The sequence below is a fragment of the Sorangium sp. So ce321 genome (assembly GCF_051530195.1).
In the GTDB taxonomy this organism is placed as follows: Bacteria; Myxococcota_A; Polyangia; order Polyangiales; family Polyangiaceae; genus Sorangium.
In genome coordinates, this window is sequence record NZ_CP150329.1 from 5,825,267 (window position 1) to 5,837,854 (window position 12,588).

The 12,588-nt window shown below is 72.0% G+C and carries 6 protein-coding genes; 1 reads left to right on the plus strand and 5 read right to left on the minus strand.

What is annotated here, in order from left to right; all coding sequences use genetic code 11:
- Positions 1-39: 39 nt before the first annotated feature.
- Both WME89_RS21380 and WME89_RS21385 read right to left on the minus strand, forming a co-directional pair.
- Positions 40-5,322 carry a pentapeptide repeat-containing protein gene (locus tag WME89_RS21380; protein WP_438010974.1) on the minus strand — a complete coding sequence of 1,761 codons (5,283 nt, stop codon included), beginning with the start codon at positions 5,320-5,322 and terminating at the stop codon, positions 40-42.
- Between the two features lie 316 nt (positions 5,323-5,638).
- Positions 5,639-6,727 (minus strand): pectate lyase, encoded by a 1,089-nt coding sequence (locus WME89_RS21385; RefSeq protein ID WP_438010975.1) that lies wholly within the window; start codon positions 6,725-6,727, stop codon positions 5,639-5,641.
- Positions 6,728-7,143: 416 nt separating this feature from the next.
- Between WME89_RS21385 and WME89_RS21390 the strand changes: the two genes are divergently transcribed.
- A complete protein-coding gene (locus tag WME89_RS21390) occupies positions 7,144-7,809 on the plus strand; it encodes a hypothetical protein (RefSeq protein ID WP_438010976.1) in 666 nt (221 codons plus the stop codon).
- Between the two features lie 186 nt (positions 7,810-7,995).
- Here WME89_RS21390 and WME89_RS21395 read toward each other — a convergent pair whose 3' ends face one another.
- The 3 genes from WME89_RS21395 to WME89_RS21405 form a co-directional block, all read right to left on the minus strand.
- Entirely contained in the window at positions 7,996-9,081 is a 1,086-nt protein-coding gene (locus tag WME89_RS21395; RefSeq protein WP_438010977.1) for a vWA domain-containing protein, read from the minus strand.
- Between the two features lie 414 nt (positions 9,082-9,495).
- Positions 9,496-10,941, minus strand: a complete 1,446-nt coding sequence (locus WME89_RS21400; RefSeq protein WP_438010978.1) for a DUF1552 domain-containing protein — start codon at positions 10,939-10,941, stop codon at positions 9,496-9,498.
- Positions 10,938-12,581, minus strand: a complete 1,644-nt coding sequence (locus WME89_RS21405) for a DUF1592 domain-containing protein (RefSeq protein ID WP_438010979.1) — start codon at positions 12,579-12,581, stop codon at positions 10,938-10,940. The genes WME89_RS21400 and WME89_RS21405 overlap by 4 nt, the downstream gene beginning before the upstream one ends.
- Positions 12,582-12,588 lie beyond the last annotated feature (7 nt).

Below are 12,588 nucleotides of genomic sequence, written 5' to 3' on the forward strand. Positions count from 1 at the left end.
GCGGCAGGGCCGACCCCGCCCGCGGCCCTGCCGGGTGCCTCAGGGCGGCGGGGTGCGGTTCGGGCGGGGGCGCGGGATGCGCGGCGCGGCCCGGAGGAGGAGCTCGTCGTCGGTGAGGCGGAGGCCGGGCACATGGGGGTCGAGCTCGCCCGGCTCGAAGCGGCAGAGGTGGATCGCGTGCCAGAAGCTGCCGGCGAGGTTGCCCCCGAACTTGTACCGCCCGTCGGGCGTGAAGGCGACCCAGCCCTCGGCGAGCACGAGGAAGATGGCGAGGCAGCGCCGGGAGCCCACGTCCCAGAAGCGGACGGTGCCGTCGTCGGAGGCCGACGCCAGGGTGCGGCTGTCGGGGTGGAACGCGACGCCCCAGACCCGGCGGACGTGCCCGTGGAGCACGCCCAGGAGCTGGCCCGTGCTCCCCTGCCAGAGCCGCACCGTGTGGTCGTCCGAGCTCGAGGCGACCACCGCCCCGTCGGCGCTCCACGTCACGCTGTTGACCGCGGCGGTGTGCCCCCGGAGCACGCCCAGCGTCTTGCCCGTGATCCCGTGCCAGAGCCGGACGGTGTAGTCGTCGGAGCCCGACGCCACGGTCGCCCCGTCCGGGCTCCACGCCACGCTGTTGACCGGGGCGGTGTGCCCCATGAGCACGTCGATCTCGTTGCACGTCCTGCTGTGCCACAGCCGGACCGTATGGTCGTCGGAGCCCGAGGCCACGGTCACGCCGTTCGCGCTCCACGCCACGCCGCCGACCCCCGCGGAGTGCCCCTTGAGCACGCCCAGCGGCCTGCCCGTGCTCGCGTTCCAGAGCCGCACCGTGAGGTCGTCGGCGCCCGACGCGAGGGTCACCCCGTCCGGGCTCCACGCCACGCTCCAGACCCGTCCAGTGTGCCCCTCGAGGGCGCCCAGCTCCTTGCCCGTCTTGCCCTGCCAGAGCCGCACGCTGTGGTCGTCGGACCCCGAGGCCAGGGTGACCCCGTCCACGCTCCACGCCACGGTGTTGACCCGCCCGGCGTGCCCCTTGAGCACGGTCACCTCCTTGCCCGTCCTGCCTTGCCAGAGCCGCACGGTCTCGTCGTCCGAGGCCGAGGCCACGAGCATCCCGTCCGCGCTCCAGGCCACGCTCCTGAACCCCCGGTCGTGCCCCTTCAGCACGCGCAGCGTCCTGCCCACGCTCCCTTGCCACAGGCGGATGGTCCTGTCGTCGGAGCCCGAGGCCACGATCGTCCCGTCCGGGCTCCACGCCACGCCCCGCACACAGCGGTAATGGCCCTCGAAGATGCCCAGCGCCTTGCCCGTGTTCCCCTGCCACAGCTGCACGGAGCTGTCCGCCGAGCCCGAGGCGAGGATCCCGCCCGCGCTCCAGGCCAGGCTCCTGACGCCCGCGTCGTGGCCCTCCAGCACGGCCAGCGGCGCGCCCGTGCTCCCGCCCACGTTGCCTTGCCAGAGCCGCACCGTCCTGTCGTCCGAGCCCGAGGCGAGGATCCCGCTCGCGCTCCAGGCCACGCTCCTGACCCGGTTCCTGTGGCCCTTCAGCACGTGGAGCTCCGTCGCGTCGCGCACGCTCCACAGCCGCACCGTCGCGTCGTCCGAGCCCGAGGCGAGCAGTTGGCCGTCCGGGCCGAAGGCCACGCTCCTCACCGCGTCCGCGTGGCCTCGCAGCAGGCATGGCTCGTCGTCTGTATCCAGCGGAAACACCGCCACCATCCCGTGGCTCAGCCCGGCGGCGATCGCGCGCCCGTCAGGGCAAAAGGCCACGCTGAGGATCGCGCCGCCCTGGCTGGGCAGCACGCGGGCCACCTCGCCGGCGGTCGGCCGCCACAGGCGCAGCGTCCTGTCGTCCGAGCCCGAGGCCAGCGTCTGCCCGTCGGGGCTCCACGCCAGGCTGTTGATCTCCCGGGTATGGCCGCGCAAGACGCGCAGGGCCGCGCCCGTGCCCGCGTCCCAGAGCCACACGGTGCCGTCGGTGTGGCCGGAGGCGAGCAGGTCGCCGTCAGGGCTGAACGCCACGGCGAGCACGCCAGCGCTGAGCATCCACATGGGCGCCGCCCCCTCGACCGTCCGCGCCGCGCCCCCCGCCTCGCGCTCCGCCAGCGGGGGCAGCTTCGCCCCGAGGAGCTTCGCGCCGAGCAGCCGCGCCCCGGTCAGCGTCGCGCCCGTCAGGTCCGCGTCCGTGAGCCGCGCCCACGAGAGGTCCGCGCCGGTCAGGTCGGCCCCGGCGAGCACCGCGCCGCGCAGGTCCGCGCGCCGCAGCGTCGCCCCGGCGAGCCGCGCGCCCCGCAGGTCGGCCCGCACCAGCGTCGCGCCCGAGAGGTTCGCCCGCTGGAAGTTGACCTCGTGCAGGTCCTGCTCGGAGAAGTCCTGCCCGCGCAGATCCTCGTCCTCGAAGTCCCACACCGCGTCGACCTGGAAGTCGTCGTCCTGCGGCGTCTCCGACCGCAGCCGCCGCTCCACGTGCAGCCGCTGCTCCACCCGCAGCGCGTTCTTGCCGGAGACCTCGTGCCCGGGCGCCCTCAGCTTCCCCGAGGCCCACCGCGCGGCCGCCTCGGGCCCGGCCCGCGCGATGAAGAAATCGGCCATCAGGTCGCTCATCTCGCGCTGCCCGAGCACCGGCGCGTCGCCGGACGCCTTCACCTCCACGGCCGCCGCGTCCGCGACGAGCCACTCCATCACCGACTGGTGCAGGAACGAGAAGCTGCCCGCCTCGTCCCGGACCAGCAGCGACCGCGACCCGAGCTGGTGCCGGACCTGCCCCTCCTCCGCCGGCTTCCGCTTCGGGTCGAGCGCCTGCGCCGCCGCGATGAGCTCGCGCGGGATCTCCTCGATGCCCACGCCCCGCTCCACCTTCGGCCAGAGCATCAGCGCCAGATCGGTGACCGCCTTCCAGAGCTGCGACTCGCCCAGCGCCGGATCCTCCGCGGTGTCCGTCGCCAGCTTCACCTCGCCGAGGAGCCAGCGCCGCAGGAGGAGCTCGTACAGCGCCGCCGACGTGATCCGGCCCGCCCGCGCCCTCGCTTTCTTGAGCTCGTCCCCGTCGATCTCCGCGATGAAGCTCAGCATCCGCGGGTTCGCCGAGAGCCCCAGGAGATCCTCCACGTGCCGCAGCAGCTCGAAGCGCGCCCTGGCCTCGTCCTCCTTGCCGAGCAGCTTCACGAGGAAGCGCTGGATCTGGTGCTCCCCGAACGGGTCCAGCTTGAACAGCCGCGCGTGCCCCGTCTGCTCGGCGCGGGTCGTCAGCTCCTTGTTGGCCTCGCGGTCGGTCAGGAAGTGCCCGGTCCGGCTGGTGACCACCACCTTGGCCCGCTCCGACGCGGCCTCCAGCACCGTGCCGAAGTGCTCCAGCACCCGGTCGTAGCTCACCCGGAACGCGAGCTCGTCGAAGCCGTCGAACAGGAGGATCACGCGCCCCTCGGCGAGCAGGTACCGGAAGCCGTCGAGGTCGATCTTCCCGAGCCCCGCCGCGGCGAAGTGCTGCGCCAGGAGCTCGTTGAGCGACCGCCGCTTCTCGAGCGCGCGCATCTCCACCAGCACCGGCGTGCGCCCCCCGGCGGCGGTCAGCCGGCGGCAGAGCTCCCGCATCAGGAACGTCTTGCCCGTCCCGAAGTCGCCGAGCACGAGCAGGAGCCGGCCGTGCTCGGAGTCGAGCGCGGAAAGGATCTGCTGCAGCACGTCCTCCGTGGCCTCCCAGGGCGCGCGGCCGAGCCGGTGCTTCGCGTGCTGCTCCACGTAGAGCGCCGACGGGTAGCGCTCGTCCGCGTCGACGCGGGCGAGCTGCCGCTCGGCGTACCGCGACAGGTCGAGCAGGCGCTGGTACTCGCCGAGGCTCGTGAGCTCGATCCCGCGCGCCCGCGCCGCGTGGGCGAGCGCCTCCGGGGCGCGCTCGCCCACGTGGACCAGCCGGCCCTGCACCCACGGGTTCTCCGCGCGGTAGGCCTGGAGGACGCAGCCGAAGATCTCGAGCGCCTTGTCGTCGAGCGGCTTGTCCGCGATGCCGAGCGGGAAGCACCACGGGCTCCCTTCCTTGGGGCGCGAGACCTCCAGCAGGCCCGCGAGCGGCGGCGGCGGCTGCAGCTCGACGACGCTCGCCCCCTCCTCGCGCAGCCGGCAGACCCGCTCCACCCGCCCGACGAGCTCGCCCCGCGGCCGCTCGCGCCGGTCGACGGGCGACGAGCCGCGGTGCATCGAGCTCGCCTCGTCTTCCTCGCGCACCTTCACCGGCTGCGGCCGCGGCCGGAGCTGCCGCCGCAGGAACGCCAGCAGGAGCTCGGCCGAGGCGCGACACGCAAACTCGCGAAAACTATCGTCTTTTTCGTGATCGGCGTGGTCCGACACAGCCTTGGCGATGATCGAGCGCAGCCCCTCGCGCTCGGCCACGAGGCCGAGCGCCGCGGCCTCCATCTCCACCCCGAGCGTCCTTCGCACCGCGCGCCGCAGGCGGTCGAAGAGCCCGGGGTGCTCCTGCACCGCGTGACCCGTCGCGATCGGGCCGACGTGCACGCGGAACGGCTCGACCGGCGGCGCCTCGTCCGGGTGGACGTTGCGGTCGCGCACCACCCAGGCGCGCCCGGCGTCGGTCAGCGTGTAGGCGCCGCGCGCCTCGTCGAGCCGGATGAGGCCGCTCGGGTTCAGGTCGCCCTGCTCGAGCTCCTGCACGATGTCGCTCCACCGCGGGCAGCGGGCCTGGCGCTCCGGGTGATCGAGCGGCGCGGGGCCGCCCCGCCGCTCGTGCGCGTCGAGCGCGCGCAGCAGCCAGCGCCGCTGCGCGGCCTTCGGGACAGGGCGGTCGCGCTGCAGCGGCGCCGCCCCCAGGGCGAACTCGCGCGCGAAGAACGCCGCGTCGTGCCGCCACGTGGCCTCGAGGTTGTAGGTGGTGATGTCGTGCCAGAAGCGCTCGCCGCCCGCGCCGGCGACGAGCTTGCCGTGGTCGTAGATGTACACGCGATCGGCCACGATCACGTCGCCCAGGGACACCTCCTTCCGGTCGCCGGCGCAGATCCCGCACATGGCCAGCGTCTCTGGCTTCAGATCGTCGAGGAGCTGCTGGATCCGCGCCGCCGCGGCGGTCCCCCCCATCTCGCCGATCCAGGCGGCAGCGACGATCAGCGTCTCCTCGCGCTCGTTCGGGATCCTGGTCACGTGGTAGCGGAACCCGGGCCGGTCGCGCCGCTCCTCCCAGCCGGCGCGCGCCCCTGCGCCCTGACCCGCGAGCCCGCTGCTCTGCCCCCGCTCGTCGCGCGCCGCGGCCCCCGCCGCCAGCACCGCCTCCAGCTCGTCCTGGAGCGCCGTCACGATCAGCACGTCGGGATGCACCGCGCTCGCGCGTGTCATCCGACCACAGATACGCGATTCTCCTGGTAACGGGTAGGGCGGCTCACCTGCGCGTGGAGGCCAGAGCCGAGCGTGAGTTGGATGGCGCGCGCCGCGAAGCGCGCAAGGCAGGCGAGCTGGACAGCGCCGCCTGACGAGGGGCTCGACGGGAGCGCCCCTCGCCAGGCGCCAGGCCATGGGATGTCGGCGATGCGCGCCGGGCAATCGCATCGAGGCGCCGGGAGGGGGTGAGATCGGGGTGAGCGACGCCGGTCGCTCGATCACCAGCTCTTGGTCACCAGCTCTTGGTCACCAGCTCTTGGTCACCAGCTCTTGGTCACCAGCTCTTGATGTCGCTCTTGCTCACGTGGCACGTGTCGGTGTTCCACTGGCTCGCGCCGCCGTGGAGCTTCTGCGACTCGCCCATGTGGTCGGTGACGGCCCGGTACTCCTGGCAGATCTTCGGCTTGTCGTCCTCCTCGTCGTATCCCCCCTTGACGTAGAGGTTGGTGATCGTGACCGTGTCCCCGTAGTTCTGGTTCGCGCCGGCGATCGTCGTCTTGACGCCATCCACCCTGACGTTGTCGAGGACCAGGTGGCGCGGGCCGCCGTTGGCGGTGCAGTCGCCGCAGGAGCGCCAGAGCTTCCCGAAGTCGGCGATGTACGAGTTCGTGACGATGGTCGTGGAGCCGCCCTTGGCGTTGTGCTGGAAGATCTTGTCGGCGGAGTGCAGGGCGATGGAGCTGTTGATCCGCATCGTCGCCCCGTCCACGCTGTTGGTGGCCGCGTCCTCGCAGACGTCCTCCCAGTAGACGTGATCGAGGGTGCAGTCCCCCTTGCACACGATGCCGTTGCCGCCGGGGAGGCCGCCCGCGATGATGAGGTTCTTCACCGTGACGCCGTCCTCGACCTCGAAGACCGTCTTCTGGCCCTCGCCGTCGTCGCAGTCCTCGGTGTTGTTCACGCCGATCTTCTGGTTGTGGAAGTCGTAGACGTCCTGCCCGCCGTTGGCGGCGTTCTTCAGCACCGTCGTCTCGGTCCTGATCTCGCCGTCGCCGTTGCTCGGGGTCGGGATCGCGGCCGGGATCTCGTTGCCGAGCGGCTCCTCGCCGCCCGTCCCGCCGGTGCCGCTGGTCGTGGTGCTCGCGGTCGTGCCGCCCTCGCCGCCGCCGCCCGTCGTGCTGCTGGTGGCGCCGCCGCCCGTGCCGCCGCTGGTGGCGCCGCCGCTCGTCGCGCTGCTGGCTGTGGTGCCGCCGCTGGTGGCGCCGCCGCTGGTGACGCCGCCGCTGCTCGCGCTGCCGCTGACAGTGCTGCTGCTCGCGCTGCCCCCCTGGCCGTCGTCGTCCGTCGCGTCGCCGCCTGAACAGCCGATCTGGACGACCCCGGCGGCGCCGATCACGAGCAACAAAGTGAAAGCTGACTTCATTCCGAACCTCATCTCGCTACCTCTTGTTCTGGATTCACGAGGGACGACCTGCGCCCCAGGCGCGCCTGGATGACGCCGGCAGGCGCCCCTCGACGCCTCGACTCGACCCCGTCGAGGGGGCAACCACGAACCCACGCCTCACGCCGTTCAGCTGGCGCATTGGTGCAAGGGACGAGCCAGGGCGCGCGGCAGGACGTCGCGCCGCCACGCGGACCTCGGCCGCGGTGGACGTGTCAACTCGAGGTCGACACCGGTTGACGGCCGCGTTGACGGCGGCGGCCGACGCGCGCGCGCCCGGCAACGCGAGCAGATGGCGCTCCGCCGCGCGGGAGCAGCCCGCCGCGCCTGGCGGGCCGGAGGCGCGCATCGGCCGGTTTTGTGCACGAGGGCTCCGCGCCATGAACAAGGATCAAACCATGAAATCTATCGTACCGATACCTCCTCTTGCCGCAGGGGTGCTGCTCGCGATCGCGGTGGCGACCGTCGCGTGCGGAGATGACGGCGGCGACGGAGGCAGCGGCGGCGCGGGCGGCAGCACCACCGGCAGCGGCACGAGCGTCGTGAGCGGCAGCGGCGGCGCCGCGAGCACCTCGAGCGGCGGCGGCGCCACGACGAGCGCGTCGAGCGGCGGCGGCGCCACGAGCGCATCCAGCAGCACGAGCGGCGCTGGCAGCAGCACGACGAGCGCGACGAGCGGCGCCGGCGGCTCGAGCTCGTGCCCGGGACCGCTGGAGTTCGACGACAACGACCCGTGTGCTTTCCCAGGGATGTGTCCCTCGGCGTGCGGCATCGAGGAGCTGGGCTCACGTATCTGCTCCTGCACCGGCGGCGTCGCCGACTGCGAGTCGTGCCTGCCCCCGGACGCCGCGCAGTACCCCATCAACCCGACCGCCGTGGACTGCAGCACCATCGGCGGAGACGGCAGCGCGGGGTCGATCCGGAACACGGCCTGCTCCGAGGCGGAGGAGGGCACCTCGTGCATCGGGAACGAGACGGGCAGCAGCCGCGGCTGTGTCTGCTGGAACCTCGGCGGGGGGTTTCAGTGGGAGTGCGGCTCGGTCAACAAGTGGTTCTCCAACTAGCCACAGGCTGGCCCGGGTGAGGCTGCGAGCGGCGCTCCGCGATGCGGAGCGCCGGGGGGGGGGCCGCGCTGACGGCGGCGAACCCAGCGATGAAGCTCTCGATGTGAACGCGTGAGCCGGCGGACCCGCGCGCCGGCGGACCGCGAGCCGGCAGAGCGCAGCGCCCGGCCGGCCGGCTCCGGCAGCTCAGTAGATCGGGTCGTCCTTGCAGCCGAAGATCACCTTGACGGAGCCGGCCCCGCTGTTCGCCACCTGATCGCACGCGGCGCCGGACAGCTTGATGGTCATCATGTCAGGCCCCGTGTAATCCCAGCCGTCCGCGCCCGTCGTGTCGTGCATCACCGCCTGGTCCCCGATGAAAACGCCGACATGGTCCGGGTTCGGCGGCGGCGCGCTCAGCGGGAACAGGCAGGTCGAGACCTCTCCCGTGATCGTCTGCAGCGACGTCACGAGCTGGTCCTTCGTGGACGCGAGGTAGAACTTGGGCGCGAGCGGATCCGGGTCCTGGCGCGGCTCGAGCCCCGCGACGGCGAGGCCGTTGAGCGCCTCGACCTTGCTCTCCGACGATGCGATCCCGACCACGAAGGTGTGGAAGCCGGCGGCGGCCGCGTTCGCCACCGCCTGCACAGCGAACTCGTCCGAGGCGCTCTTGGGGCACGACGGGTCTCCGTCCGTCGCCAGCAGGATATACTTGGGATCGTCGTTCTGCAGCGTCTTCAGGTACTCGACCCCCTTGTTGATGGCATCTCCGGTCGGCGTGCCGTCGCCCTCTGCCTCCGTGTCGGAGATCGCCTGATTCACCGTGGATGCGTTGTTCATCGCGATCGGGATCAGGATGTCGCTCGGGAAGCTCTCCTCGCTGCAGGTGCCCGCCCTGTGTCCCTGAGGGAACACCTTGAGTCCCCAGGAGGCCGCCTCGTTCGTCGACGTGATCACCTCCTGCAGCGCGGGCACGACGATGTCCCACTTCGACGGCGTACCGTCGTCTCCGTTCGGATCGTCCAGCATCGACGCGGAGCGATCGAGGACCAGGAGGATGCTGGCCGGCTTGCGCTCGACGTTGAAGTTCTGCCGCCCGCAGTCCGCGCCTTCGCCGGGCTCGGCGCCCGGGTCGAGGTCTCCGGGCGCGCCGTCCGCCCCTCCCGCGCCGCCGAAATCGTCGATCCCGGGCCCGGCGCCGGTGCCGGGCGCGCCGCTGCCGCTGCCATTGCCGCTGCCGCTCTCGCCGTCGCTGGCGGTGCTCGCCGCACAGCCCGACAACGCTGCCAACACCACGACGGAACAAACCAAGGATGCTCTCCGCATGCTGCCTCCTGTAAGCGGACTCCGGGTGACACCCTCACGAACGCTCTGCCGGCGCCTGTTCCCCCGGGCAGCAGTCCGTCGGCATGTCCGCGCGTGTCCTCGCGTGTCCTGCGTCATCGAGGATTCTGCTGAATCCTCACGATGCGAGCGGCGGGCCCATGGCGCCCGTGCGCTGTTCGCCGGAACCTCGCAGCAAGGAGCGTGCCCGGTTGCGCGACGTGGGCGGAGGTCGCCCTCGTCGCGCGACGGACGTTGTATTGGGGTGCGTACAGGCCGCGGAGGTCTCTTGTCGTGGAGCCGGGCGCGGCGCCGGCGTCCGAGGCTGTCCACCGCGGGTTGACACGGTGGACGCTCGCCGGCCGCCCGCGCGATGGAGGTGCTTTACGTGAGCTCGCTGAGCGCGCCCGTGGTGAGCTTCGGGTCGGGCTGGGAGCCGAACGACTCGATCTCGACGCCGAACGCCTGGGCGATCGACACGAGGATGCGGCTGTTGGTCGTGGGCGTGAACGTCGCCTCGCCCTCGCTGCAGTACGGCGCTTCCGGCGGGCAATCCGCGCGGAGCTTGATGCGGCGCCCCATCCTGAACTTCCCGTTCGCTCCGCCCGCCAGCAAGGTCGGCACGTTGCGCGTGCTGTGCAGCGAGGGGTTGCCCATGTCGCTCGACGCGTAGATCAGCGTGCTGTCGAGGACGCCGAGCTCGTCGAGGCGCTGCATGAGGCGCGCGATCTTCGAGTAGCTATAGCGGTTGAACTTCGCGAGCGGGACCCAGGTCTCCGGCTTGCCGTCGCCGGGCCAGCCGCCCTTGCCGACCGGCGATGCGTCGTACGTGTGCGCGACCGAGCCGTGGTTGTCCGCCGGCAACCCGAGCGGGTTCCCCTCGTAGGCCAGGTCGTTCATGAACAGCGTGCCGAAGCGCGTGACGCCGCAGGCGAGGGCCTGCGCCAGGAGGTCGACGTGGGCGTCGGTGATCGCGTCGAAGTAGGGCTCGCCGCCGTTGTACTGCTTCAAGTGGGGGAACTTCGACGCGTCCGGCTTCGGGGGAATGACGCACGCCTGCCCGCCCGCGGCGGGGCCGGCGATCTGCTTCTCCAGCTCGCGGAGCGACGTGAGGTGCTGGTCGAGCTTCTGCTGCTCGGGCGGCGCGAGGCGGGGGCGCAGGCGGTTGATGTCGCCGCGCACGAAGTCGATGACGCTCTGCCCGAGCTCGCGCTGGCGGGCAGCGCGGGCCTGGGCCTCGGGGTCGTCGCCCACGACGAGGCCGGCGAACAGCAGGTCGAACGCCTCGGCAGGGTCGATGATCTTCGGGAGCGGCGCGCCGCCTGCGCCGAAGGAGAGCGTCTGCCCTGCCTCCGTCGCGTCGTTGCCCACCCCGAGCGCGACGCTCGTGATGCGCGTGTCGGCCCCGAGGCCCTTCTCCACGGCGAGGAACTGGTCGAGCGAGATGTTGAGCGGCTTCTTCCCGTCGATGCGGCTGCCGGTCAGGATGGTGCCGGCCGAGTCGTGGCCATTGGCGTTCGACAGGTGGTCGATCCCCTCGACGAGGAGGATCTTGTCCTTGAAGCTCCGGCCGTAGGTCGCCGGGTCGTCGAAGGGCTGGAGCGAGCAGTTCTCGTAGGCGATGTCGAAGCTCGTCTCCGTGTCGCCGGCGCGCATGGCCCAGTACTCGGCGGAGATGCCGTGGGGGTGATAGATCGTGACGAACTTGAGCGGCAGCTCCTCGCCGCCCGCCCTGGCGACGGAGTCCCCGAGCATGTTCACGAAAGGGAGCGTCGCGAGCCCCGCGCCCACGGCGCGGAGGAACGAGCGGCGTGTGGACGTGCGGTTCACTGGGGCCTCCGATGGCTGAAGAGACTGCTCTTGACGTAGCTGACGAGCGTTTCGACGATCTTGCCCTGCTCTGCCTCCGGGGCGGCTTCCCACGCCCTCACGAAGGAATCCTCGCTCTCCGCTGCGCTCTTGCCGCTGCGGCCCGCCGAGGCGCGGAACACCTGGCGAGCGAAGCACGAGCGCACCATCTTGCTCGTGGAGAGGGCCTGCGCGAGGGCGTTGCTGTCGGCGTACGCGCCGTCGATGTCGGCGCCCATCGCCACGGTGACGGCGCTGTCGACCGGGTGCCCGTTATCGACCAGGTGCCCGTCAACCTTGTCGCGGAGCTTGCCCATGCCGTCGAATTGCTCGAAGGAGAACCCGAACGGGTCGATGGAGTTGTGACACGACCTGCACTCCGCGTCGGTGGAGTGGATCGAGAAGCGCTCGCGCGTCGTCTTGCTCGGATCGGGCACCGGCGGGACGACGTTGATGTTCAGCTCGGTCGGTGAGGGGATGTCGACGCACGTGACGCGGCGGAGGACGGTCACCCCGCGCAGCACCGGCGCTGTCTCGGTGGCGTGCGCGTGCACCGCGAGGAAGGCGCCCTGGTTGAGGATCCCTCGCCGGTTCGAGAGCGAGACGCGCCCCACGCCCGGCGCTCCGTAGAAGCCCTTGAGCGGCTCGTCGAGGACGCTCCAGTCGGCGCCGAGCAGCTCGCCGACCGTGCCGGTGGCGTTCGACAGGACCTCGTTGACGAACGCCTCCGTCTCGAGCTCCATCGACGGCCTGACGCTGGCGAACTCGCCATAGACGTTCGAGTCCTTCGCCGTCATCGCGATGCGGTCGATGCCGAGCCACTCGCGGACGACCCGCACGATGCGGTCGCGGGCGGCCGATGTCTGGAGCAGCCGCCGCACCTCGGTCTCCCGACCCTCGGGCGTCGACAGGGCGCCCGTGGTGGCCGCCGCGAGCAGCGCGTCATCGGGCGGGCCGGCGGTGATGAGGTACGAGAGGGAGCTCGCGAGCTCGTGCGGCGTGAGCGCCAGCGTGGCTCCGGTGGAGCCGTCGCCGATCTCGGTCAGGTAGAGGAAGCCGGCCGACTGGAGGACCGCGCGCGCGATGAGCTCGATGCCGTCCGCGTAGGTCGCGCCCTTGGCGCCGACCCGGTAGACGGTGAGCAGCGCGTCGATCTCCGGTGTGTCGAGCGGGCGGCGGTAGGCGCGTCCGCCGAACGACTTGATGAAATCCGTGGCGCAGCTCTCCGCCTGCGCGCCCTGATCCGCGCAGGGGGCGAACTCCGCGAGCTTGCCCTTCACCTCGGCGGCGAGCGCCTCCGCCGAGGCGGCGAGCTGCTTTGCCAGCACCGGGTCGACGCGCTGCGCATCGTTGACCGTATAGCCGTCCTGCCGTGAGTCCGGCGTGAAGCTGCCGCTCGGGTCGGCGGCGGTCCGCGTCAGCGCGCGCGCCGAGGCGGCGTACTCGGCGTTGGTCAGGCGGCGGATGCGCGCGGGCAGGAGGCTCACGCTCTCCGTGCCATCCGGCAACGTGACGCCGCCGTCCCCGTCGCCGCCCGGTTGTGAGGAGTCGCGGTCTCCGAGCTGCCCGGTGCAGCCGGCGATCGCCGTGGCCGTCAGGGCGAGCGTGACCCTGAATCTCAAGGTTAGG

Bases quoted from the DNA above. Each gene is read 5' to 3' on its own strand.
- WME89_RS21380 (WP_438010974.1), bottom strand. From the start codon at position 5,322: ATGACACGCGCGAGCGCGGTGCATCCCGACGTGCTGATCGTGACGGCG.
- WME89_RS21385 (WP_438010975.1), bottom strand. From the start codon at position 6,727: ATGAAGTCAGCTTTCACTTTGTTGCTCGTGATCGGCGCCGCCGGGGTC.
- WME89_RS21390 (WP_438010976.1), top strand. From the start codon at position 7,144: ATGAAATCTATCGTACCGATACCTCCTCTTGCCGCAGGGGTGCTGCTC.